At 68.8% G+C, this 22,650-nt stretch carries 27 protein-coding genes; 15 read left to right on the top strand and 12 right to left on the bottom strand.

The annotated features are described in order from the left end of the window. Positions 1–3: 3 nt before the first annotated feature. On the top strand, positions 4–1,425 hold the full coding sequence (locus tag ACFV15_RS37715; RefSeq protein ID WP_378356895.1) for a sugar ABC transporter permease: 1,422 nt from the start codon (positions 4–6) through the stop codon (positions 1,423–1,425). A 23-nt stretch (positions 1,426–1,448) separates the two neighbouring features. Further along, positions 1,449–2,618 (top strand): ROK family protein, encoded by a 1,170-nt coding sequence (locus ACFV15_RS37710; protein WP_378356894.1) that lies wholly within the window; start codon positions 1,449–1,451, stop codon positions 2,616–2,618. A gap of 73 nt (positions 2,619–2,691) precedes the next feature. Here ACFV15_RS37710 and ACFV15_RS37705 read toward each other — a convergent pair whose 3' ends face one another. Further along, positions 2,692–2,871: a hypothetical protein gene (locus ACFV15_RS37705; RefSeq protein ID WP_091292222.1), complete on the bottom strand. Its 180-nt coding sequence runs from the start codon at positions 2,869–2,871 to the stop codon at positions 2,692–2,694. Positions 2,872–3,210: 339 nt separating this feature from the next. On the opposite strand from ACFV15_RS37705, the gene ACFV15_RS37700 reads away from it, so the two are divergent. Together ACFV15_RS37700 and ACFV15_RS37695 are read left to right on the top strand one after the other, a co-directional pair. After that, positions 3,211–4,005, top strand: a complete 795-nt coding sequence (locus ACFV15_RS37700) for a DMT family transporter (RefSeq protein WP_378356892.1) — start codon at positions 3,211–3,213, stop codon at positions 4,003–4,005. A 14-nt stretch (positions 4,006–4,019) separates the two neighbouring features. Beyond that, positions 4,020–4,475 carry a DUF6885 family protein gene (locus tag ACFV15_RS37695; RefSeq protein ID WP_378356890.1) on the top strand — a complete coding sequence of 152 codons (456 nt, stop codon included), beginning with the start codon at positions 4,020–4,022 and terminating at the stop codon, positions 4,473–4,475. Here ACFV15_RS37695 and ACFV15_RS37690 read toward each other — a convergent pair. From ACFV15_RS37690 to ACFV15_RS37675, 4 genes are all read right to left on the bottom strand, one after another. Continuing rightward, on the bottom strand, positions 4,472–4,855 hold the full coding sequence (locus tag ACFV15_RS37690; RefSeq protein ID WP_378356888.1) for a hypothetical protein: 384 nt from the start codon (positions 4,853–4,855) through the stop codon (positions 4,472–4,474). The genes ACFV15_RS37695 and ACFV15_RS37690 overlap by 4 nt on opposite strands. A 52-nt stretch (positions 4,856–4,907) precedes the next feature. Next, the gene (locus ACFV15_RS37685) at positions 4,908–6,341 is read right to left on the bottom strand and encodes an amino acid permease (RefSeq protein WP_378356886.1); all 1,434 of its coding nucleotides are present in this window, start codon (positions 6,339–6,341) and stop codon (positions 4,908–4,910) included. A 146-nt stretch (positions 6,342–6,487) separates the two neighbouring features. Continuing rightward, positions 6,488–7,126, bottom strand: coding sequence for a response regulator (locus ACFV15_RS37680; protein WP_378356885.1), 639 nt, complete (start codon positions 7,124–7,126; stop codon positions 6,488–6,490). Beyond that, entirely contained in the window at positions 7,123–8,298 is a 1,176-nt protein-coding gene (locus tag ACFV15_RS37675) for a sensor histidine kinase (RefSeq protein ID WP_378356884.1), read from the bottom strand. The genes ACFV15_RS37680 and ACFV15_RS37675 overlap by 4 nt, the downstream gene beginning before the upstream one ends. Before the next feature lie 146 nt (positions 8,299–8,444). Between ACFV15_RS37675 and ACFV15_RS37670 the strand changes: the two genes are divergently transcribed. Together ACFV15_RS37670 and ACFV15_RS37665 are read left to right on the top strand one after the other, a co-directional pair. Next, positions 8,445–8,987 (top strand): hypothetical protein, encoded by a 543-nt coding sequence (locus tag ACFV15_RS37670; RefSeq protein WP_378356882.1) that lies wholly within the window; start codon positions 8,445–8,447, stop codon positions 8,985–8,987. Further along, a complete protein-coding gene (locus tag ACFV15_RS37665; protein ID WP_378356880.1) occupies positions 8,984–9,190 on the top strand; it encodes a hypothetical protein in 207 nt (68 codons plus the stop codon). The genes ACFV15_RS37670 and ACFV15_RS37665 overlap by 4 nt, the downstream gene beginning before the upstream one ends. On the opposite strand, the gene ACFV15_RS37660 is transcribed toward ACFV15_RS37665, so the two are convergent. Further along, entirely contained in the window at positions 9,187–10,374 is a 1,188-nt protein-coding gene (locus ACFV15_RS37660) for a hypothetical protein (protein ID WP_378356879.1), read from the bottom strand. The two genes, ACFV15_RS37665 and ACFV15_RS37660, sit on opposite strands and share 4 nt — an antisense overlap. Continuing rightward, on the bottom strand, positions 10,371–11,171 hold the full coding sequence (locus ACFV15_RS37655; RefSeq protein WP_378356877.1) for a class I SAM-dependent methyltransferase: 801 nt from the start codon (positions 11,169–11,171) through the stop codon (positions 10,371–10,373). The genes ACFV15_RS37660 and ACFV15_RS37655 overlap by 4 nt, the downstream gene beginning before the upstream one ends. A gap of 61 nt (positions 11,172–11,232) precedes the next feature. On the opposite strand from ACFV15_RS37655, the gene ACFV15_RS37650 reads away from it, so the two are divergent. Next, on the top strand, positions 11,233–12,435 hold the full coding sequence (locus ACFV15_RS37650) for a hypothetical protein (RefSeq protein ID WP_378356875.1): 1,203 nt from the start codon (positions 11,233–11,235) through the stop codon (positions 12,433–12,435). 74 nt (positions 12,436–12,509) lie between these two features. After that, entirely contained in the window at positions 12,510–13,013 is a 504-nt protein-coding gene (locus tag ACFV15_RS37645) for a hypothetical protein (protein ID WP_378356873.1), read from the top strand. A gap of 415 nt (positions 13,014–13,428) precedes the next feature. Here the strand turns inward: ACFV15_RS37645 and ACFV15_RS37640 are convergent, their stop codons facing one another. Both ACFV15_RS37640 and ppgK read right to left on the bottom strand, forming a co-directional pair. After that, positions 13,429–14,820, bottom strand: a complete 1,392-nt coding sequence (locus tag ACFV15_RS37640; RefSeq protein WP_378356871.1) for an RNA polymerase sigma factor — start codon at positions 14,818–14,820, stop codon at positions 13,429–13,431. Between the two features lie 178 nt (positions 14,821–14,998). Beyond that, the gene (ppgK, locus tag ACFV15_RS37635; protein WP_378356870.1) at positions 14,999–15,760 is read right to left on the bottom strand and encodes a polyphosphate--glucose phosphotransferase; all 762 of its coding nucleotides are present in this window, start codon (positions 15,758–15,760) and stop codon (positions 14,999–15,001) included. Between the two features lie 64 nt (positions 15,761–15,824). On the opposite strand from ppgK, the gene ACFV15_RS37630 reads away from it, so the two are divergent. Further along, positions 15,825–16,643, top strand: coding sequence for an inositol monophosphatase family protein (locus tag ACFV15_RS37630; RefSeq protein WP_378356868.1), 819 nt, complete (start codon positions 15,825–15,827; stop codon positions 16,641–16,643). Positions 16,644–16,707: 64 nt separating this feature from the next. Here ACFV15_RS37630 and cei read toward each other — a convergent pair whose 3' ends face one another. Further along, positions 16,708–17,394: an envelope integrity protein Cei gene (gene cei, locus ACFV15_RS37625; protein WP_378356866.1), complete on the bottom strand. Its 687-nt coding sequence runs from the start codon at positions 17,392–17,394 to the stop codon at positions 16,708–16,710. 487 nt (positions 17,395–17,881) lie between these two features. On the opposite strand from cei, the gene ACFV15_RS37620 reads away from it, so the two are divergent. Beyond that, positions 17,882–18,190: a DUF4193 domain-containing protein gene (locus ACFV15_RS37620; protein WP_378356864.1), complete on the top strand. Its 309-nt coding sequence runs from the start codon at positions 17,882–17,884 to the stop codon at positions 18,188–18,190. 99 nt (positions 18,191–18,289) lie between these two features. Here the strand turns inward: ACFV15_RS37620 and ACFV15_RS37615 are convergent, their stop codons facing one another. Then, positions 18,290–18,769, bottom strand: a complete 480-nt coding sequence (locus tag ACFV15_RS37615) for a DUF3093 domain-containing protein (RefSeq protein WP_378356862.1) — start codon at positions 18,767–18,769, stop codon at positions 18,290–18,292. Between the two features lie 24 nt (positions 18,770–18,793). Here ACFV15_RS37615 and dut point away from each other — a divergent pair, with 24 nt between their 5' ends. The 3 genes from dut to ACFV15_RS37600 are packed head-to-tail and all read left to right on the top strand — an operon-like array spanning position 18,794 to position 20,620. Then, a complete protein-coding gene (dut, locus tag ACFV15_RS37610; RefSeq protein ID WP_378356861.1) occupies positions 18,794–19,282 on the top strand; it encodes a dUTP diphosphatase in 489 nt (162 codons plus the stop codon). Then, a complete protein-coding gene (locus ACFV15_RS37605) occupies positions 19,282–19,965 on the top strand; it encodes a DUF3710 domain-containing protein (RefSeq protein WP_378356860.1) in 684 nt (227 codons plus the stop codon). Before dut ends, ACFV15_RS37605 begins: the two co-directional genes overlap by 1 nt. A gap of 31 nt (positions 19,966–19,996) precedes the next feature. Beyond that, positions 19,997–20,620: a LysE family translocator gene (locus ACFV15_RS37600; RefSeq protein ID WP_378356858.1), complete on the top strand. Its 624-nt coding sequence runs from the start codon at positions 19,997–19,999 to the stop codon at positions 20,618–20,620. Here ACFV15_RS37600 and ACFV15_RS37595 read toward each other — a convergent pair. Then, positions 20,591–21,331, bottom strand: a complete 741-nt coding sequence (locus ACFV15_RS37595) for an alpha/beta fold hydrolase (protein WP_378356857.1) — start codon at positions 21,329–21,331, stop codon at positions 20,591–20,593. The genes ACFV15_RS37600 and ACFV15_RS37595 overlap by 30 nt on opposite strands. Before the next feature lie 103 nt (positions 21,332–21,434). Here ACFV15_RS37595 and ACFV15_RS37590 point away from each other — a divergent pair, with 103 nt between their 5' ends. Beyond that, positions 21,435–21,812 carry an OB-fold nucleic acid binding domain-containing protein gene (locus tag ACFV15_RS37590; RefSeq protein ID WP_370942756.1) on the top strand — a complete coding sequence of 126 codons (378 nt, stop codon included), beginning with the start codon at positions 21,435–21,437 and terminating at the stop codon, positions 21,810–21,812. Between the two features lie 67 nt (positions 21,813–21,879). Continuing rightward, positions 21,880–22,536: a DUF3159 domain-containing protein gene (locus tag ACFV15_RS37585; protein WP_378356903.1), complete on the top strand. Its 657-nt coding sequence runs from the start codon at positions 21,880–21,882 to the stop codon at positions 22,534–22,536. Positions 22,537–22,650 lie beyond the last annotated feature (114 nt).

Below are 22,650 nucleotides of genomic sequence, written 5' to 3'. Positions count from 1 at the left end.
AAAATGACTGAGACCCCTGCCAAGCCGGTGGCTTCCGCCGCCATCACGGACTTCGGCATCGACACGACGTCGATGTCCACCCGTGAGGCCATCGCCGACTACTTCTCGCGCCTGAAGGCGGGCCAGCTCGGCGCGCTGCCCGCGCTGCTGGGCCTGCTCGTGCTCGTGGCGATCTTCGCCGGGCTTTCCGAGTTCTTCCTCTCGCTGTCGAACATCGCGAACCTGCTCGCGCAGGGTGCCGGCCAGACGATCATCGCGATGGGCATCGTGTTCGTGCTGCTGCTGGGCGAGATCGACCTGTCGGCAGGCACCGCGTCGGGCGTCACCGCCGCGGTCATGGCGCTGCACTTCGTGCGCAACGGCAACCTGCTCGGCTCGATGGGCTCCGGGGTGTTCATCACCTTCATCGCCGTGCTGGCGGTCGCGGTACTGCTCGCGGTGCTGCTGCGGATCTGGGTCGGCGCCGCGCTCTCCACGGTCGCCATCGTGATCATCCTGTCCGGCGCGGTCGCCAACCCGTGGCTGGAGATGCTGCTCGCGATCACCGTCGGCACCGCGATCGGCTGCATCACCGGGTTCCTGGTGTCGAAGATCGGCATGCCGTCGTTCGTCGTGACACTGGCGCTGTTCATCATCTGGCAGGGCGTGATCCTGCAGTTCATCGGTGAGGGCGGCACGCTCAACGTCAGCAACTCCGAGGTGCTCGACAAGGTCGCCAACGGCAACCTCTCCACGCTCGGCAGCTGGGTGCTCTTCGTGGTCGGCGCGGGCGGCTTCGCGCTGGCGCAGCTGGGACAGCACTTCTCACGGCTCAAGCGCGGCTTGGTCACCCAGCCGACGCCGCTGGTGCTGTTCAAGGTCGGCGCCGTCGCGCTGTTCGCCGCGGTCGCCACCTACCTGCTGACGATCAACCGCGCGCCGAACCCGAACATCGTCATCTCGGGTGTGCCGTACGTGGTGCCGATCGTGCTGGCGCTGCTGGTCGCGGGCACCTACGTGCTCAACCGGACCCAGTACGGGCGCCACATCTACGCGGTCGGTGGCAACCAGGAAGCGGCGCGCCGTGCCGGCATCAACGTCGGCAAGATCCGGGCGAGCGTGTTCGTGATCTGCTCCACCGTCGCCGCGCTGGGCGCGATCGTCTACTCGTCGAAGGTCGGTTCGGTCGACCCGCAGGCCGGTGGCCTGAACACGCTGCTGTTCGCGGTCGGCGCGGCCGTCATCGGCGGCACCTCGCTGTTCGGCGGCAAGGGCCGGATGGTCGACGCGGTCATCGGTGGCGCGGTGCTCGCCGTCGTCACCAACGGCCTCGGTCTGCTCAAGCAGCCCGCCGCGGTGGTCAACATCATCACCGGCCTCGTGCTGGCGCTGGCCGCCACGGTGGACGCGCTGTCGCGGCGGCGTGCCGCGGCATCCCCGCGCTGACGGTCCGTGAAAGAATTAAACCTGTGACCAGCACACCTGTAGCCCGTCCGGACGAGGTGCGCAGGCACAACCGCACGACCCTGCTCCGGTTGCTGCACGTCACCGGCCCGTGCACACGGGCGACGCTGGCTGCCGAGCTGGGACTGAACCGCAGCACGATCAAGACGCTCGTCGACGGCCTCGCGGAAGCCGGGGTCGTCGAGGAGAAGGTGCCGAGGCCAGGGCGAGGGGCGGGCCGCCCCTCGCTGCTGGTGCTGCCGCAGCCGCAGGCGGCCGTCGTGCTGGCGGTCGACCTGCAGGTGGAGCACGTGGCCATCGCGCTGGTCGGCCTCGGCGGGCAGATTCTGGGGCGCAACAGCTGGAATCTGCGCGGCCGCATGCGTGAGGCCGACGAGGTCATCACCCACATCATCGAGTCGGCGGCGATGCTGGCGAGCGATCTCGGCGTGCAGCCGAGCGCCGTCGGCGTCTCCGTGCCCGGGGTGGTCCGGCGCGCGGACGGGCACGTCCACGAGGCGCCCAACCTGCGCTGGACCGACGTGGCACTCGGCGAGCGGCTGAACAGCGTGATGCGGATCCCGATCCTCGTCGGCAACGACGCGGAGCTCGGCGCCGTCGCCGAACACATCCGAGGCGTCGCTCGCGGCGCCTCGGACGCTGTGTACGTCTCCGCGGACGTCGGCGTCGGCGGCGGGGTGATCTCCGACGGCTCGTCGCTGCGCGGCGCCGCCGGGTACGTCGGCGAGATCGGGCACATGGTCATCCGGCCCGACGGCAGGCCGTGTTACTGCGGCAACATCGGCTGCTGGGAGACCGAGGTCGGTGAAGCGGCCCTCTGCCGGGCGCTGGGGCTGGCCGAGGACACCCCGCGCGGTGCGATCCTGGTCGAGCTCCGCGAGCTCGCCAGCGACCCGCAGGCGGCCTGGGAACGGCTGGCCGAGTTCGCCGAGTGGCTCACGCTGGGCCTGGTGAACGTCGTCAACCTGCTCGGACCGCAGCTGCTGGTGCTGGGTGACCTGCTGACCGTGCTGCCCGCTTCGGTGCTGGAACGGGTCGGCGGCGAGATCCGGCGCCGCAGCCTGGTCTCCCGCGCCGTCGGCGGCACCCGCCTGGTCAGCTCGGTGCTCGGCGCCGACGTCAAGCTGCTGGGCGCCGCCGAGGTGGCCTTCGAGCAGGTGCTCGACACCGTCTGAGCATCAAGAACGGCGCATAAAAAACGGCGAGTGCTCACCACGAGCACTCGCCGCAGGGGCCCCGAGGGGATCCTTAACGCTGGATTTGAGCTGACAGTTCCTTGAGCTTGGCTTCGTGGGCGCGGGCGTGGTGTCCGCAGAAGAGCAACTCGCCACCGCTGCTGAGGACAGCCCGTACCTGAGCTGCTGCTCCGCAACGGTCGCAACGGTCGACAGCGGTCAGTTCGGGGCGGGTGAGCGTGGGTGAAGTCATGAGATTCCCTCCGTCCCGGCACCGGTTGCCCGATGCCATCGATCCAGCCACGACCACTTCGGCACTGATTCCCTCGGCGGGGTCGCTCCGGGCTCCTTGGTGTTCGTGCCTCCACTCTTGCAGACGTTTGGGGAGCCGCAAGTGTTCCCACGCCTGTGGGAGTCAGGTCACGTGGAATTACCCCGTATGTCGTAGATCAACCCTCTGTCTCGTGACAGAGGGTGCGGATCGAGGACGTTTTCGCTGGTAGGGCACTATGCGGGGGTGGGAGTTTTGACGCCGAAGGCCCGGCTCCGGGCGATGCCTGCCCCGGTCTTGTTCGTTCTCAGCGGAATTTCCATGTACGTCGGAGCGGCACTCGCGGTCGGGCTTTTTCCCGTCGCATCCCCCGCGGGGGTGGCTTGGCTGCGCTGCCTCGGCGCCGCGATCGTGTTGCTCGCCTGGCGACGACCGGGCAAACAGGCGTGGCGGGGGCGTCAGTTGCTGCTCGCGGCGGTGTTCGGCCTGGTCACGGCCGGGATGAACGTGGTGTTCTACGAGGCGATCGCCCGGTTGCCGCTGGGCACGGCGGTCGCGCTGGAGTTCGCGGGGCCGGTGCTGGTCGCCGTGTTCGGATCGCGCACATTCCGGGATTTCGTCGCGTTGGCCCTGGTCGCGGCGGGGGTGGTGGCCATCGCCGACGTGAAACTCGACGGCAGCGCCGCGGGGGTCGCGTTCGCGCTGGGCGCGGCCGTCGCCTGGGCCGCGTACATCGTGCTCGGCAAGCGGGTCGCGCTCGGCGGCAACGGCCTCGACAGCCTCGCGGTCGGGTTCGGGATCGCGACGGTGTTGCTTTCGCCACTCGCGCTCGGCACCAAGGCCGTCTGGGGCTCGCCGAAGCTGCTCCTGCTCGGGATCGGCGTCGGCGTGCTGGCGACCGTGGTGCCGTACGGGCTCGACCAGGTGGTGCTGCGCCGAGTCGGCCAGGCCACGTTCGCGCTCCTGCTCGCGATGCTGCCGCTGACCGCCACGGTGATCGGTCTCGTGATGCTCCGGCAGGTGCCGAGCCTGCCGGAGGCGCTCGGCACGCTGGCCGTGGTCGCCGGGCTCGCGGCGCGCACCCGCGACGAGGCTGTGTCCACCGAACCGCCGTGACCAATACTGTGCGCGTGGACTTCCGCCGTTTCCGCATGCCCGCCTGGCCGGGCGCGGCGCTACCCGTCACGGGGGAGTGGGAACCCGAATCGCTCGCCGCGCTGCTCGACGGCCTGCACGCGGTCGCCGTCACGATCGTCGCCGACCTCGACACGGCCGAGCTCGGCGCGAGCGACACCCCGTGGCGCGCGCTGACCGACTACCTCGACACCGGCGTTCCTCCACTGTGGACATCGCGGTGGCGTGACGGCCGGTTCGTCGGGATTTCGGGCACCCTGAAGGGAACCGAGGGCGTGCTGGTGTCCCTTGTGGACCCCGAGCTGCCGGATCTCGGCGAGCAGGCGCAGCCTGCCGACTGGGTCGCCGCCGCGTTGCGCGGACGTGGGCTGTGGCTCGTCGTCGAAGACGCCGCGGCCGCACGCGCGATCGTGCTGGCGGCCGGGCTGCGCGCCGAGGCGTGGCGCGTCTAGCGCGGGAACGCGATCGCGGTCATCCCGTCGTCACTGAGCAGCCAGGGCACCGCGTGCGGGCGCAACGCGATGTCCGGCACGCCCGGCATGCCGCGGCGGCAACGGGCGGGCCGGTCGAAATGGATGCCGTGGCGGCCGATCGGGCTGAGCACACGCTGCGCCGGGATGGGGTCGGTGCTGTCGTCGACGAGGTCGAGCAGGGTGAAGTCGATCGTCCGGCGCCGGGCCGCGTACTCGGCGATGGCCTCCTGGACCGGCCGCCAGTGCATGAGGAAGACGTAGTCCTCCGGCGTCTCCAGCAGCACGGCCGTCGGACGTCCGGCTACCGCGTCGTGCAGCAGCTCGGAACTGATCTGTGGCAGGGCGGTGAGCGTCGTCATCTCTTCAGAGTGACGGATGCGCGGGCCCGGCGCATCCATTCGACAGGGTGAACTATTGAGCGAACTTGGAGTGTTTCCGCCCGTACGCGAAGTAGATGACCAGGCCGGCCGTGAGCCACACGGCGAACCGGATCCAGGTCAGCACGTCGAGGTTGAGCGCCAGGTACAGGCATGCCAGCGCCGCGACGACCGGCAGCACCGGCGAGAACGGGACGGTGAACGACCGGTTGAGGTCGGGGCGCTTGCGGCGCAGCACCGGCACCGCGAGCGCGACGATGATCATCGCGGACAGCGCGCCGATGCTGACCATGTCCGACAGCTCCGAGATCGGCACCAGCGCGGCGAGGATCGCGATGAGCGCCGCGCCGCCGATCGTCATCCGGTGCGGGGTGCCCCACTTGGGATGCGTGGTGCCGAGGGCCTTGGGCAGCAGGCCGTCGCGGCCCATGGCGAAGCCGATCCGGCCGATGGTGACCAGCTCGACCATCATCACCGAGGTCAGCCCGGTGACCGCGCCCAGCGAGATGAGCGCGCTGACCCAGTGCTCGCCGACCGCGTCGAACGCCGACGCGAGCGGGGCGCTGACGTCGATCGTCGTGTACTCGACCATGCCGGTCAGCACCAGCGAGACGCCCAGGTAGAGCACCGCGCACACGAACAACGCGCCGAGGATGCCGACCTTGAGGTCCTTCTTCGGGTTGACGGTCTCCTCGCCGAGGTTCGCCAATGCCTCGAACCCGGTGTAGGCGAAGAACACCACGGCGGCCGCGGTGAGCACGCCGCCGATGCCGTACATCGACTGTTCGAGGCCGAGCGCGGCCTGGATGATCGGCTGGTGCAGCGTCGCCGTGTCGCTGCCGGAGGGCTGTGATGGCGGGATGAACGGGGTCAGGTTCGTGCTCTTCACGTAGAACGCGCCGACCGCGAGGATCAGCACGCAGACGGCGACCTTCACGAGCACGAGGATGTTGGTGAGGAACGCGGACTCCTTGATGCCGACCACGGCGACCACGGTCAGCACCGCGATGATCAGCACGGCGCCGATGTTGACCGGCGCCTCTTCCCCGAACAGGCTCGGCGACAGTCCGAGCAGGTTCGCCAGATAGCCGGACCAGCCCCGCGACACGACGGCGGCGCCGAGCGCGAACTCCAGCAGCAGGTCCCACCCGATGATCCAGGCGAACACCTCGCCCAGCGTCGCGAAGGCGTACGTGTACGCGCTGCCCGCGGTCGGCACACTCGACGCCAGCTCGGCGTAACAGAGCGCCGCGAGCCCGGCGACGACCGCGCCGATGACGAACGAGAGCGTCACGGCGGGCCCGGCGTGGTTCTTCGCCTCGATGCCCGCGAGCGTGAAGATGCCGGTCCCGATGATGATGCCGACCCCGAACCCGATCAGGTCCTTGCCGTGCAGCCGCCGCTTGAGCTCGCCGGAGTCCTGGCGTTCCAGGACCTTGTCCACATCGAGAATGCGCCGTACGCCCATGCGAAGACGTTAGAAGATCGCCAGATACCCCGCAGCCTGGACCCACCCCGGAAAAAAATCCCAATGCGGCATTCGTCAGGTTTCAGCGCCCCAATGTGGCTTTCGTCAGCTCTGAGCTGACCAAAGCCACATTGGGATTTTTTTGGCTAGATCCCGGCCTCCTGGGCGAGGATGGCCGCCTGGACGCGTGAGCGCAGGCCCAGTTTGGTCAGAACGCGGGAGACGTGGGTTTTCACCGTGGTCTCGCCGATGTAGAGGCGTGAGCCGATCTCGGCGTTGGACAGGCCTTCGCCGAGGCAGCTCAGTACTTCGCGCTCGCGGTCGGTGAGGTCGTCGAGGCCGGGGGCGGCCACCGGTGAGGGGGCCGAGTTCGCGAACGCCGCGATCAGCTTTCGGGTCACCTGGGGCGCGAGGACGCCTTCGCCCGCCGCGACCAGGCGGACGGCTTCGATGAGGCGGTGTGCTTCGACCGACTTGAGGAGGAAGCCCGCCGCGCCGGCGCGCAGTGCTCCGTGGACGTACTCGTCGAGGTCGAAGGTGGTCAGGACCAGGACGTGGCAGAGGCCTTCGGTGGTGAGCTCGCGGGTGGCGGCGATGCCGTCGACGCCGGGCATGCGGACGTCCATCAGGACCACGTCCGGCTTCAAGGCGCGGGCCTGGCGGATGGCGGCGGCGCCGTCGGCCGCCTCGCCGACCACCTCGATGCCGTCGGCGTTGGACAGGATCAGCACCAGGCCTGCCCTGATGGCGCCGTGGTCGTCGGCGACGAGGACCTTGATCGTCATGCGCCCGGCACCGGCAGTTCGGCGCGGACCAGCCAGCCGCCGGCCGAGGGGCCCGCCGTCAGCGAGCCGCCAACGGCCGCCGCGCGTTCGCGCATGTTCACCAATCCCGTTCCCGTCCCGCCCGGCTGTTTCGGACGCGTGGCCAGTTCGTTGCCGATCTCGAGTATCAGTCTGCCGCCGGAGTGCCGGATCTCGACCACCGCACGCGTGCCCGGCGCGTGTTTCACCGCGTTGGTCAACGCTTCCTGCGCGATCCGGTACGCGGTGAGGTCGACGGCCGCAGGCAGCAACGTCGAGTCCACTTCGGACCGGACGTCGACGCTGATGCCGCTCGCCCGTGCCGAATCGACCAGTTTGGACAGTTGCGCGAGGCGTGCGGGCGCGGTCGTCTCGTCGACGCTGCCGTCGGCCGACTTCAGGAGCACGACCATGGTCCGCATCTCCTCCAGCGCGTGCACGCTGTTCTCCCTGACCGCGCGCAGCACCGTCTGCGCCAGCGTGGGATCCTTCATGGACAGTGCGGCCTCCGACTGGATGGCGATCGCCGACAGGTGCCCGGCGATGACGTCGTGCAGGTCACGGGCCATCCTGGCGCGTTCCTCGGCGACGGCGGCAGCCATGTCGAGTTCGGCGATCCTGGCGAGCTGCTGGGAGTTCGCCCGCTCGGCCTGCGCGATGTCGCGATGCTGGCGTACGTTCGTCGCCCACCACACCGGGGTGATCAGGAACGGCAGCGCGGCGATCGCGGCGATGACGCCCGCGCGCCAGTCCGAGGCGAACACCAGCGCGGCGGTGATGACGGCGACCGTGCTCACCGCGGCCACGCTGATCATCGCACGGCTCACCCGCTTCGACCCGTACAGCGTCGCCGCGTACAGGAAATCGGTGTACACCACGATGATCGGCAGCGACAGCCCCAGCGTGATGTCCACCGCCAGCACACCCGTCGCGAGGATCAGCGCCAGCGGGACCTTGCGGCGGATGATCTCCAGGCCGACGATCGCGGTCAGCTCGATCAGCCGCTTCCACAGCGGTACCGGGTCGGGCCCGCCCGCGATCAGGTACAGGCCGGTCAGGTAGAAGAACAGCCCGAGCAGCCAGGTCCCGACCGCGATCACCAGGTCCTGCTGCCATACCGGCAACTGGGACAGACGGGGCAGGCTCACACGCACGCTCCCATCCCAGCACACCGGCGCGGGATCGGCGTCCTACGAACTGATGACGCCCGTCTCCTGCGGTCCGCCGACGCGGTGACCGGCCGCCAGGCCGCAGAGTCTTACCCGTGGAGAACTTCTGGGAGTTTCTGAGGGGGAACCCGATGGCCGCGGTGATCGCGGCGGGGGAGATCGGGTTCTGGGTGTTCATCGCGGCGGGACTGCTCGCCCGCTATCTGCTGAAGCTGCGGCGCACCAGCCTGGTGCTGCTGGCCATGACGCCGGTGATCGACGTGGTCGTGCTCGTCGCGACCATGCTCGACCTGTCACACGGCGGCAAGGGCGGGATGCTGCACGGTCTCGCGGCCGTCTATCTCGGGTTCAGCGTGGTGTTCGGCCCGGCCATGATCCGCTGGGCCGACGTCCGGTTCGCGCATCGCTTCGCGGGCGGGCCGAAGCCGGTCAAACCGCATCGCACTTCCGAAGAGAAGGAGCGATACGAGTGGTGTGAGTGGGGCAAATGCGTGCTCGCCTGCGGGATCGCGGCAGGGGTGCTGTTGCTGCTGATCTTCGTCGTCGGCTCGCCGGAACAGACCAAGCCGCTGCAGGGCTGGATACCGCGGATGGGCATCGTCACCGCCATGTGGTTCGTGTTCGGCCCGTTGTGGCAACTGCTTTCACCGAAGGAAGAAAAGGTCGGATCATGATCGAACTCATCGGAATCGTGCTGGTCGTGCAGGGGATCGGCGGGTTCATCAACCGCGTCGGCGAGAGCAAGTCGTACAGCTGGTTCGTGCAGCTCCACGTGCTGCCGCCGTCGTTCCACATCGCGGCGAGCATCGTGATGGCGGTGGCCGGGGTGGCACTGGTGCTCACCGATATGGCACGCAAGCGCAAGAACAAGGCCTAAAGCGAGACCAGCACTTGCAGCACGCCGAGGATGATCGTGACGACCGTGAGGATGACGGTCACCACGGTCAGCCGCGTGACGCGGGCGCTGACCACGCTTTCGTAGGAATACCTGGTCTCGTCGTCCATCGCCTCGGCCTGCCGGTCGAGCTGCTGGATGACACGCTCGACGCCCATCGTGGTGACCAGCCTGCGTTCGAGGGAGTCGATTTCCGGTGGCAGCACGGAGTTCAGCATTTCGAGCAGATCGTCGAGCGAGCCGCGCAGCAGGCGGCGTTTACGGTTCGCGGCCCTCTTGCCCTCCTCTGGCCGCGCGAGTTCCTGTTGCGCGCGGTGCAGCCACTGATCGGCCAGCGCCATCCGGATCAGGACACGTTCGAGGATGAACAGCATGCCGTGGTCGAGCCCGCCGACCGGGCTGTCGATCTCGAAGTACGGCTCGGTCTTGCCGAACAGGGTCAGCGCGAGCTCACGCTGGTGCTCGGTGTACTCGCTGCCCTTGCTGTTCAGGCAGACGATGCTGTTGGCCATCGCGTACGCGGCGACGAACGTCCGCGTGCCCCACTGCTGGCCGAGTGCCTCGCGGGCGACGTCCGGCGGCACGAAACGCCAGCCCTCGTCGCTGGTGGCGAGGCCGTAGAACGGCCGGGGATCGGCGTCGACGGTTCTTCCTGGGGGATGACCGTCGTAGCCGCGCACCTCGACACACCACCCCTTGCGGTGGAGTTCTCCGGTCTCGCTGCCCGCGGTGAGCTCGGCGAACGCGGCGATGACCGACTCCTTGGCCGAGGAGTGGTTCTCGCCGCGGTAGCTCCCGCGCAGCGCGTCCTCGGAGGCGCGGCCCTGCAGGCTCTGCAGCACCGCGATGGCGAGATCGGGGCCGCCGGTGATCGACGTGGTGACGATGAACGTCATCGAGTGATACGCCGGATGCCAGGTGACGATCACCCGGCACGGCAGTGCCGACTCGCGGAGCTCGATGGCGAGCGGATCACCGGCCAGCAGGCAACGCCGGGGCTTTTCCGTGTAGTGGGCGAGAAAATCCTCCGCGCAGGCCCATTCTTCGCCGAACTTGCCGTCCAAAGTGGACAGAAGGCCCGACTCGATGCCGCGGTCGAAGACCGAAATGGACTGTTCCCGCGAGAGCGGCACCGCCCAGGCGAAGGAAAGCAGCAGAGTGCTCACTCGCTGCTAGTCGGTGATGCGCGCCAGAGCGTTACCATGTCCCGCCCGAGCTGCCGTCGCAACGCGGGCGCGGCGTTGACGAGCTCATCGCGGTCGGTGTGCTCGTCGACCACACCGAGGTCATCGAGGACGTGATACGTCCAGTCCCACTCCGGAGCCCAGCCCGCGTCCGCCGCCATCGCGGTGAGCTGCTCGGGATCGACGAGCCGCACCGGCAGCGCCTCGCCGCTGGCCAGCGCCTCGTCGAACCGGGACTGGCCGACGTGCTCGGAACGCACGCCGTCCGGCGAAATCCGGTCGATGCTGTACCCGCCACGCCCGAACGGCGCGCGGCTGAACGACAGCACGAGCGACGCGCCCGGCGCGGCGACCGCGCGCAGGCCGTCGAGCAGCGGTTGCAGCTCGGCCGTCGGCACGTGCTGGATGACGTGACTGCACATGATCAAGTCGAACGGCCCGCCCCGTACGCCGGTGATCGGCGATACCTCGAACGCGACCTGGGTGGCTTCCGGCAGCTTCGCGTTCTTCGCCGCGGCGAGCCGTTCGGGGTCAGGGTCCGCGGCCGTGATCCTGGCGGCGAACTTCGCGATCCACGGCAGGAGCCTGCCCTCGCCGCACCCGGCGTCGAGCGCGCGGACGTGCTCGCGGTCGCCCAGCGCTTCGAGTTTCCCGGCGAGCCGGGTGAGCGCGGCGTCCTCGCTGGCGCGCCAATAGCCGTCGTACGGCTCGTGCTGCGCGATGAACGAGGCCGTGACGCGGTCGCCGGTGTCCGGGTAGCGGTAGGTCTCGGTGATCACAAACGGCGAATATACCGGAGAAATGTACGGTTCTTGTGCGCGTGGAACCGAGACTGCGCGCATGAGACTTCGGGTACTCGGCCTGGCGTGCGCACTCGTCGCCGGCCTGTTCGTGACCGGGACCGCGTCGGCGGCGGCGAGCTTCCCCCGTATCGCCGCGGCCACCGTCGACACCTACCGGATGACCGCCGGGCAGACCTTCGAGAACTACGGCGCCCGCATCGCGCAGCTCGAGCGCAACGCCCAGCTGAAGCCGCGCGGCCTGGCCGAGATCCTCACCTCGGCCAACCGCAAGGCCAGGCCGCTGTGCCACGGCACGTACCTGGCGTCCGCGCTGAAGCCGTCCGGATTCTGCTGGGAAGACGCCAACGACGACAAGACCAACGACTGGATCCCGCAGGGCCTCACCGGCTCCGGCGACGCCTCGCCGACCGGCAAGGTCGACGGCAAACGCGTCGTCGCGGCGTCCTGGCACACACCGGGCGACACCATGGTCCGCCTGTCCTTCACCGACGCGACGGCGTTGACCTACCGCCATGTCTTGCTGGTCGAGCCGACGTCGAACACGGACTTCGCCGTCGTCACCGGGCACGGGCACGGCATGACCTGGGTGGACAACCGGCTCTATGTGGCCACCGCGGGCGGCGTGATCCGGGTGTTCGACACCAGTCATTTCTGGAAGGTCGACGACAGCGCAGGCAACGTCGGCCTCGGCTCCGACGGCAAGTACCACGCCGCGTTCTACGACTACGCGCTCCCGCAGATCGGCGCCTTCTGGTACCCCGGCGGCGGCTGCACCACGGCCATCGGCGACCGCCCGTGCATGTCGACGCTTTCCTTCGACGCGTCATCGAATTCCTTCATCACCGCGGAGCACGCCGCGAAGGAAGGCGGCCGCGTCCTCCGCTGGCCGTTCGACCGCGCCGCGGCCCGCTTGAAGACCGGCCCCGACGGCCTGACCCATGCTTCGGAAGGTTTCCTTTCCCCGGTCTGGGGTGTGCAGGGCGCCGTCGCTCGCGACGGGTACTTCCTGTTCACCGGTGTCTGCCCGGAGTACGCGGCCGACCCGACGCACGATCACCCGTCCTGCCTGCACGGGGGAGTGGGCGGCGTGTCGACGTCCCGGCTGAGCGGCCAGGCGCCCGTCAACAGCCAGAACCTGTCGTACTGGCCCGCGACCGGCGAGCTGTGGCTGATCAACGAGCAGCTCCGCGAACGGGTCACCGTGCACGTCCCGTGGACGGCTTTGACCGGCAGGCCGTAACAAGCCGACTCTCAGCTGCGACTTGCAGAAACCGGGATTTCAAAGGAGAAACACCGGAAGCGAGGAGCGGACCGTTGCGGAAGAGCGGCACCCACCCGAAGAACGGCAGCCCGCGCAACCGGCGAGTCACGCTTCGCCGGATCGCTGTCATCGACCCATTGGAACGTACATGTGCCTGCCCGGCCTGCTCACTGGCCGGCGGGCCCCGTGCGGCTTACTGGCTTCGCAAAGCCCAGGCGTTCGCCGGAAGTAAGCGCTTGCTGGAGGACTGCGAACCACTCTGCCTGCGCGTGGCCGGCCTGCTCGCCCGCGAGTGCGACTGCGCGGGTTGCACCGAACTCGGCCCGGAAACTTCGCGGTACTACCGGCTGATCATCGCGATCGACCGCCGTCTGGCTGCGTTCGACGGCCGGGTCTACGACGGCGACGAGTGCCCGAACGCGGTCGACACCGTGCAGAGTCTCGCGATGGTCGAGAAGATCCTGACCGAGACACGGGTCGTGGACGAGGTCGTGGAGAACGTGCTGCTGATCCTCGACAATGCCGGGCTCTTGGACAAGCTCCTCGGCGACGAGTAGGCCGGGTCGTGAGTGTTCCGGCCGGTTATTGCGCGGAAAGCCGAATGTGGCTGGCTGGTGAGGGATTCCTTCACCAAGTCCGGCGGGGTGCCCGAAAGCCTCGGGCGGGCTTGAAGTGAGGGGGCCGTTGGGTGCGTAGTACGCACTCGGGGGCCCCCTCGCTTCACGAGGGGGCCCGCGAGTGGTCACTCCGCTGCATCCACCGGAGCAGAGTTACCACTCGCCCGCAACCGTCACCGCAAACCCTCCACAGTCACTCTTTCGTGGCCAGGGCTGAAGCGGGCCAAGGTCGCCCAGCACGACATGACCCCTTTGCCCTTCCGCCCAATAGAACCGGCCGGAACACTCACGACCCCTGAGCAAGCGAAAGCCCCGCCCGGCCGAGTGGCCGAGCGGGGCTTTCGCTGGGTGAAGCCTAGTCGAGATAGTCGCGCAGTACCTGCGAGCGCGACGGGTGACGCAGCTTGGACATCGTCTTCGACTCGATCTGCCGGATGCGCTCACGGGTGACCCCGTACACCTGGCCGATCTCGTCGAGCGTGCGCGGCTGGCCGTCGGTGAGGCCGAAGCGCAGCCGGACCACGCCGGCCTCACGCTCGGACAGCGTCTGCAGCACCGACTGGAGCTGGTCCTGCAGCAGCGTGAACGACACCGCGTCGACCGCGACGACCGCCTCGGAGTCCTCGATGAAGTCACCGAGCTGCGAGTCACCCTCGTCGCCGATGGTCTGGTCGAGCGAGATCGGCTCACGGGCGTACTGCTGGATCTCCAGGACCTTCTCCGGGGAGATGTCCATTTCCTTCGCCAGCTCTTCGGGCGTCGGCTCGCGGCCGAGGTCCTGCAGGAGCTCACGCTGGATGCGGCCGAGCTTGTTGATGACCTCGACCATGTGCACCGGGATACGGATGGTGCGGGCCTGGTCGGCCATCGCGCGGGTGATCGCCTGACGGATCCACCAGGTGGCGTACGTGGAGAACTTGTAGCCCTTGGTGTAGTCGAACTTCTCCACCGCGCGGATCAGGCCGAGGTTGCCCTCCTGGATCAGGTCCAGGAACGCCATGCCGCGGCCGGTGTAGCGCTTGGCCAGCGAGACCACGAGCCGGAGGTTCGCCTCGAGCAGGTGGTTCTTGGCACGCTCACCGTCACGCACGATCCACTTGAGATCGCGGCGCATCTGGGTGGCGAGCTTCTCGCCCTCCTCCTCGGCGTTGCGCACGCGCTCGGCGGCGTAGAGCCCGGCCTCGATGCGCTTGGCGAGCTCCACCTCCTCCTCGGCGTTGAGCAGCGCGACCTTGCCGATCTGCTTCAGGTACGCGCGGACCGAGTCGGCCGAGGCGGTGAGCTCGGCGTCCTTGCGCGCCTGGCGCAGTGCCTCCGACTCTTCCTCGTCCCAGACGAAGTCGGGGTTGTCGCCCGCCTTGACGTCCTTCTGAGCCGAGCTGGTGGCGGCCGTGCGCTTGCCGCGGGCGGCAGGCTCCTCGGCCTCTTCCTCGGCGTCCTCCGCGTCGGCCTCTTCCGGCTCGTCGGTCACCGACTCGTCGATGACGTCGACCTCGACTTCCTCCAGATCGGACAGATCCGGGGTTTCCAGGTCGGCTTCGTCGAGCTCGCCGGGACCGTCGGGATCGCCCTTGGCGTCATCCTTGCCGGTCTTCTTGGCCGGAGCCTTCTTGGCAGGTGCCTTCTTCGCGCCCGCGGCGGGTTTGCGCCCGGCTGGCTTGGCCGTTTCGGTGGCCTCCTCAGCGGCTTCGCCGGCGGCGCTCGTTGTCTTCGTACCGCTTCGGGTTGCGGTTCTTGCGGCTGCCACTTACGCCCTTTCGCAGCGGTCGATCATGACGAGCAAAAGCCTGACGGCCTCAGCTGCCTCAAATTCGGGGAACACGCCCTGGGCCTGCGGTTTTCTCCTCCGCAGCCGTGGGCCGTGTTCCATTGTAACGACGATGCGCCGATGCGTCGCGGAGCGATCACCTCAGGCGCGCCGCGGATCAGTGTTCGATGCCCTCCGCGGCGGCCGCCGCGGCGCCCACGATGCCCGCGTTGTTCTGCAGCGAGGCCGCGATGACCTTGGTGCGGATGTCCAGCAGCGGCACCCACTTTTCGGCCTTCTTGCTGACCCCGCCGCCGACGATGAACAGGTCGGGCGAGATCAGGTTCTCCAGCACGGTCAGGTAGCGCTCGACGCGCTTGGCCCACTGCGGGTACGAGAGGCCCTCGTTGTCCTTGACCGAGGCGGCCGCTTTCTTCTCCGCATCGTGACCGTCGACCTCGAGATGGCCGAACTCGGTGTTCGGCACGAGCTTGCCGTCGTGGAACACCGCGCTGCCGATGCCGGTGCCGAACGTCAGCAGCGCGACCACGCCGTGCCGGGTGATCGGGTCGCCGAACCGGATCTCCGCGATGCCCGCCGCGTCCGCGTCGTTGATCATCGCGATCTCGTCGACGCCGCGGCCGAGCCGCTTCGCGAACAACGCGTCCGCGTCGGTGCCGACCCACTTCTTGTCGATGTTCGCGGCCGTCAGCGCGATGCCCTTCTTGACGACGGAGGGCAGCGTGACGCCGACCGGCCCTTCCCAGCCGAAGTGGCCGACCACGTCGGCGACGACGTCCGCGACGGCCTCCGGGGTCGACGGCTTGGGCGTGTCGATGCGGAGACGGTCCCCGATCAGCGCGCCCTTCTCCAAGTCGACCAGGGCGCCCTTGATCCCGCTGCCGCCGATGTCGATGCCGAAACCCCGGGTAGCGGTCACGGATGTGGTCCCTTCTCGCACGATTCAGAAGCTTGCCTCGGAGACTTTAACCGGATGTGGTGACATGTCCGTCGTGGGAGTTGACGAGCGTGCTTTGAAAGATATCGCCGAACTGGTCGCGGGGGATGCCGCTGAGCTGGTTCTCAGCGCGTGGAAGGGGATACAGGAGGGCCGATCCGTCGAGTTCGGGACCAAATCCGCGGACACCGACGTGGTGACGGCGGTCGACCACGAGTCGGAGCGGTTCGTCCGCGCGAGGCTCGCCGAGCTGCGACCTTCGGACGCCGTGCTGGGCGAGGAGGCGGGCGGCGCGGCGGGTGACGGCGTGACATGGGTGATCGACCCGATCGACGGCACGGTGAACTTCCTCTACGGGCTCCCGTGGTTCGCGGTCTCACTCGCGGCGCAGGTCGGCGGGGTGTCGGTGGCGGGCGCGGTCGTCGAACCGGTCAGCGGCAGGCGCTGGACGGCGGCGCGCGGGCACGGCTCGTTCCTCGACGGACGGCGACTCTCCGTCACCGGTCCTTCCCGGCTCGACCTGACACTGCTGGGCACCGGTTTCGCGTACCGGCAGGAGCGCCGCGTCCGGCAGGCGCGCTTCGCGGCCGACATGCTGGGCCGGGTGCGGGACATCCGGCGGCCCGGCGCGGCCTCGCTGGAGCTCTGCTCGGTCGCGGCCGGATGGACCGACGCCTACATCGAGCACGGCCTCGGCCGCTGGGACTGGGCGGCCGGCGCTTTGGTCGCTTCGGAGGCAGGCGCTTTCGTCAGCCTGCCGGGCGAGGACGTCGCGCTGGGCGCGGACGCGACCTACGCGGCCGCACCTTCGATCGCGCCCGCCCTGCGCGAGGCCATGGTCGAGGCGGGCGCCGGCTCGGTCTAGCGGTCTTTGCCCCAATGCGTCTTTCGGTCCCTGGGAGGGACCGAAAGACGCATTGGGGCAAAAATCAGCAGGTGACGTCGCGGGCCGAGGCCAAGAGGGTCTGGTCGATGTTGGGGGAGGGCGCGCCCGCGGACTGCTCGCCGCCTCCGCCGCCCTGGTGCTGGGCCGACCAGGTCTTGAGCTGCTCGATGATCTTGCTCGCCTCGGCCTTGGGCTGGATGTCGCCGAACTTGGTGCCGATCGCCAGGTCGACCGAGGCGTCCGCGCGGTTGTCCTTGACCAGCTCCGCGCAGGGCGCGATCAGGCTGACCGTGCGGGCCGCGGTGACGCCGTTCTCGCCGAAGCGGATCTGGCCCTTGCACTTGGCCGGGGTCTTCTCCGGGTACGCGGGGTCGTTGGTGGTCTCGGTGATGCCCGTGAAGCCGAGCTCGCGCAGCGTGGTGTCGGTGATCTTGCCCTGGCCGCGGACGCCGCTGGCGTTGAGCACGCGCAGGCTGACCTTGTCCGGCGGGATGGGCGAGCGATCGTCGAGCGCCGCGTGCCCGAGCGGCGTGTAGGTGACACCTTCCGCCGCGATGGGGGCCGGTGTGCACTTGATCGCTTCGTCGATGTCGGCCTTGCTCAGCATCGCGTTCACCCACACGATCATCGCGCCCACGAAGAGCACGCCGATCACGATGAGGGCGGGCAGCGGCCGCCGCTTGCGATATGGCCGAGTCCCACGGTCCCCGAAGCCGTTCCCCGACGCCACCTGCCCCGTCCCTTCCCGAACGCCGACACTCCCGCACTGACAATGGTCGCTGCTGATCAGCCTAGGCGTTCAGGCATTCACCCGGCAGCGTGGGTCGGCGGGACGATCCGCACCCGTCCTGGTGTCTTCGGATCGCACCATGGCGCGGTGGGCCGGTGCAAGCGATCGGGGCGTCGGAGTGAGGTTCCGAACCTCCGCGCAACCCGAACGGGGGAAGCCGCGTCGACCTGCGAAGTCACCCGGCGGGGTGACGGACTTGATGATCAATACCGGGGCGTTGCGAGCCGCGGAACCGGGTGAGCTACCCTCTGCGAGCTTCGGTCGCAGAACGAGCTGCACAGTGCATCTGGAAATAGAGACTTCGCTCACTGTTCTCGCCGGGCACAAACAGGGGCCCTGGAACGTTGACCAGCGGCACGGGCTTAAGAGAGAGCTTTCTCGGAGGCCCGGACCCAGACATCGAAGCTGATCGCAGGGGTGAGGGACAATGGCTACCGACTACGACGCTCCGCGCCGCAGCGAGGCCGACGAGCTGGCCGAAGACTCGTTGGAGGAGCTGAAGGCTCGTCGTAACGAGAATCAGTCCGGCGTCGTCGACGTCGACGAGGACGCGAGCGCTGAGAACTTCGAACTTCCCGGTGCGGACCTTTCCGGGCTCTCCGGCGAGGACCTGACCGTCAAGGTCGTGCCCAAGCAGGCTGACGAGTTCACCTGCTCCGTGTGCTTCCTGGTCCACCACCGCAGCCGCCTGGCCGAAGAGGCCAACGGACGGCTGATCTGTCGCGACTGCGCGTGAGCCTGAGCCTGACCGGGCTGATAGCGGGACCACCACAGGAGCATCAGGGGTTGTACGAAAAGAGGGGGCGGGCACCGCACGGTGCCCGCCCCCTCTTTTTCACGCCCGGTGCGCTCGCAGCAGCTCGGCCACCCGCTCGGGCTTGCGGGTGCTGAACAGCCAGTAGGGCGTCGGGTCGTCGGGGTCGGTCAGCCGGGCGCGGACCACGGGGCCCACCCAGCCGCGGTGGGCGACGAAGGCGGCGGGGTCGGCGTCGCGGCCGAGCGCGGGGCGCTTGTGGTCGCGGTCGAAGATCTCGACCTCGCCGATGAACTCGAGCGGGATGTGCGCCTCGCCGACCAGCAGCTCGCGGTCGGTGATCCGCACCCGCGCGCGGCCCAGCGCCAGGATGATGGCCACCACCAGCGCCTCGACCACGACGTAGGGCAGCCAGCCGCGCAGCCCCGGGTAGCCCAGGTCGATGGTCGCGCCCATCAGCGCGCCGCCGACCAGCGGCAGCGGCCAGTTCCACCAGGGCACGTACAGCCGCTCTGAATACCTGATCGTGCCTTGAACGGCCGCGCTCACACTCTTCACCACAGGCTCAGGGTAATCTCGCCCGTCGTGTCCAGCGTTCAGGTACTGCTCTCCCGCGTCGATCCCGATGTGCCACTGCCCGCCTACGCGCGTCCAGGCGACGCGGGCGCCGATCTGGTGACGACGTCCGACGTCGTGCTGGACCCCGGCGAACGCGTGGTGGTCGGCACCGGCATCGCCATCGCGCTGCCCGATGGCTACGCGGGCTTCGTGCACCCGCGCTCCGGGCTCGCGGCGCGCGCCGGGCTCTCGGTGGTCAACACGCCGGGCACCATCGACTCCGGCTACCGCGGCGAGATCCGCGTCTGCCTGATCAACCACGACCCGCGCGAGCCGCTCAAGCTCACCCGCGGCGACCGCATCGCCCAGCTGGTCATCCAGCGCGTCGAACACGCCGTGTTCGTCGAAGTGGCCGAGCTCGGCGAGAGCGAACGCGGCGCGGGTGGTTACGGATCCACCGGCGGACACGCCACACTGTCCGCAGCCAGTACTGGGGAAGGAACGGAGAACAACTAGTGGGGATTTTCGGACGCAAGCGGCGGGCCGACGACGACACCGGTCGGTCCACCGGCAGGCACGCCGCGCCCGAGGTCGACGAGACGGCCGACGTCGACGACGAGGCCGACGGCATCTCTGCCGAGCTTTCCAACGCGCCCGACGGGCCGTTCGACATCGCCGACGCCCGCGAAGACGACGTGCCGCGCATCGACCTCGGCTCGGTGAAGGTGCCCGTGCCCGACGGTTCGCAGGTGCAGGTCGAGATGGACCCGCAGGCGGGCGGCGTGCGCGCGGTGCACGTGGTCACCGAGCACGGCCAGGTCACCGTCAGCGCGTACGCCGCGCCGAAGTCGGGCGGGCTGTGGCGTGAGGTCAGCAACGAGCTGACCGAGCAGCTGCGCTCCGACGGCGCGAAGGTCAACATCGGCGTCGGCGAGTGGGGGATGGAGATCTCGGCCATCGTCGGCGACGTGGCGCTGCGCTTCGTCGGTGTCGACGGGCCGCGCTGGATGCTGCGCGGCGTGATCGCCGGGCCGCAGTCGCTCGCCCCGATGGCGCCCGGAGTGCTGCGCGAGATCGTGAAGGGCACCATCGTCGACCGCGGCGACGCGCCGATGCCGGTGCGCACCCCGCTCACGATCACGCTGCCCGACGCGGTCGCCGAGCACATCGCGGCCCAGCAGGCCGAGCAAGGCCAGTAAAACGGCTGGCCCGGGTCGTTAGGCTCGGGCCATGCCGGATTTCGCGGAACTCTTGGTCTTCCTCGGTACCGCGGCGATCTTCGCCGTGACGCCCGGACCGGGGATTTTGTACGTACTCGCGCGGAGCCTGCGTGGCGGTCGCGGCGAAGGGATCCGCTCGGTCGTCGGCAACGGGATCGGCGCGTCCGTGCATGTGGTCGCCGCCGCGCTGGGACTCTCCGCGCTGCTCGCGACGTCGGCCGTCGCGTTCGCGGTCGTCAAATACGCGGGCGCCGCCTACTTGGTCTTCTTGGGTTTGCAGGCGATTTTCCACCGCGACGAAGACGGTGGTGAAAGCGGTTCCGCCCGCCAGTGGGCCCGGTCGCCGTTGATCCAAGGCATTCTCACCGAGTTGCTCAATCCGAAGACAGCGTTGTATTTCATGGCGTTGTTGCCGCATTTCGTGCATCCGGAGCGTGCGCCGGCGCCGCTGGTGTTCATCGTGCTGGGCCTGATCGCGCTGGCGCTCGCCATGCTCGCCGACCTGCTCGTCGCGTTCTTCGCGGGGAAACTTTCGTCGCGGTTGCTGGGCAATGCCCGCTGGCGGGTGCGTCAGCGGGTCGCGAGTGGCGCGACGATGATCGGTTTAGGCGGGTTTGTCGCTTTGGCGGATTGACCGCAGCAACGCCAGCACGGTCGCCCTGCCCAGGGATTCGCGGTCCTCGCCCAGCGCTGTGAGCGTCGTCTCGACGACGGCGGCGCGGGGCAGCGCGCCGGCCCAGTCGTACGCGACTTTCGTAGGGTGTATCGGATCGTCGACACACGTGGCGATGCCTACCGGAACGTCCACAGTGGCCAGATCGGTGAGTGAGGGCGCCGGGTAGGCGGCCGCGGCGCGCAGGCCGTCGGCGAGCGAGTCGCCGTGACCGCGCCAGGCGCGGGTGAGCTCGTCGGCCAGCCAGCGCGGGACGCCGTCGACCGAGGTGGCCAAAGCGGGCTCGAGGCCGTTCGCGGCCACCAGATCGGCGGAGAGCTTCGCGGCCAGCGAGGCGGGTGCTGATCCCGGTTCGCCGTTCCATGCCGGTAGCGCGGCCATCAGCCCGGCGCAGCGGCCGCTCTCCCGCACGGCCCACGTCGCGGCGACGTGCGCGCCGAACGAAATGCCGCCGACCAGTATCGGCCCGCCCGCCTCGGCCGCGATCTCGTCGAGCGCCGCGAGGCTGCCACGGACGAGGTCGGCGCCGCGTGGCGGCGGAGGCGCGATCAGCCGCACACCGACCGCGGCGAGCGGTTGGGCGAAGACTTCGCGGACGAACGTTTCATCTGAGCCGGTGCCGGGTAGCAGCGCCGCGACCGAGTTGAACACCGGCGGCATAGCGGAGGTCACGTTGCGATCTTGGCGCAAACGCGTTTCGCTGGCGTGAACCACGGCTACGCTGGTGAAGCACGGGCCGGTCTGTCGGGGGCCCCGGAGCACAGGAGTTACACATATGCCCGCCAAAGAAGGCGGCTACTTCAGCCGGCTGAAGCGGAAGCTGACGAGCGACGTCGAGGAGCTCGACGCCGACGACCTTTCGGAAAAATCCGAGGTCGAGGGTGCGCAGCGCGCTTGTGACTGCAAGCAGGGCCAAGAGGTCACCGTGCTCGGCCGGTTGCGCAGTGTCGAACTGTGCCCCAGCGACGAAGCCGCGACACTCGAGGCCGAGCTGTTCGACGGGACACAGGGCGTGACGCTAATCTGGCTCGGCCGTCGCCGGATCCCCGGCATCGAGCCGGGTCGGACCATCAAGGTGCGTGGCCGGATGGCCGTGCGCGACGGCCAGAAGGTGCTCTACAACCCGTATTACGAGCTCCAAACAGCCCAGTGAGTTGACTAAGCACGTGAGTGAAAAGTCCACCGAAGAAGAGACCAAGCCGCCGACGCTGCTCGAGCAGATGGGCGGCGTGTCCGGCCTCATCTACTCCTCGGTGCCGGTGGTCGTGTTCGTGCTGGCCAACGCCATCTTCGGGCTCATGCCCGGCATCTGGTGCGCGGTCGGCAGCGCGGTGGCCATCACCGTGCTGCGCATCGTGCGCAAGGAGCCGCTGCAGCCCGCGATCTCGGGGTTCTTCGGGGTGGCGATCGCCGCCTTCATCGCCTACCGGACCGGCTCGGCCAAGGGCTTCTTCCTGTTCGGCATCTGGGCGAGCCTGGTCTACTGCGGGATCTTCGTGTTCTCCATCGTGATCCGCTGGCCGCTGGCCGGGGTCATCTGGAACCTGCTCAACGGCACCGGCCACGCCTGGCGCAAGGACAAGCCGTCCCGCTTCGGCTACGACATCGCGACGCTCGCGATGGCCGCCGTGTTCGCCGCGCGGTTCGTGGTGCAGCGCTGGCTGTACAACGAGGACTACACGGGCTGGCTCGCCTTCGCGAAGCTCGCGATGGGCTACCCGCTGTACATCCTCGGCCTGCTGGTCGTCGTCTGGGCGGTCCGCCGCTCCGAAAAGCGCCTCAAAGCCCTCGAAGAGGAGGCCCCGGCCGAGCCGACGGACGCCGAGGTCGAGGCCAAGCTCCGCGAAAAGTGCGCCCAGGCCCCCGAGGTTTCCTAACGTTTTCGCAGGTCAGGACTCGTGAGTGTTCCGGCCGGGTAACTAGTCAGGTCTCTGTCACGTGGTGATCGTGGTGCTGCGATGATCACCACGTGACCGGGGATGTGCGTCCGT

The organism is Amycolatopsis sp. NPDC059657 (assembly GCF_042734395.1).
Classification (GTDB): Bacteria; Actinomycetota; Actinomycetes; order Mycobacteriales; family Pseudonocardiaceae; genus Amycolatopsis.
This window is presented reverse-complemented; position numbering and strand designations above follow the sequence as displayed.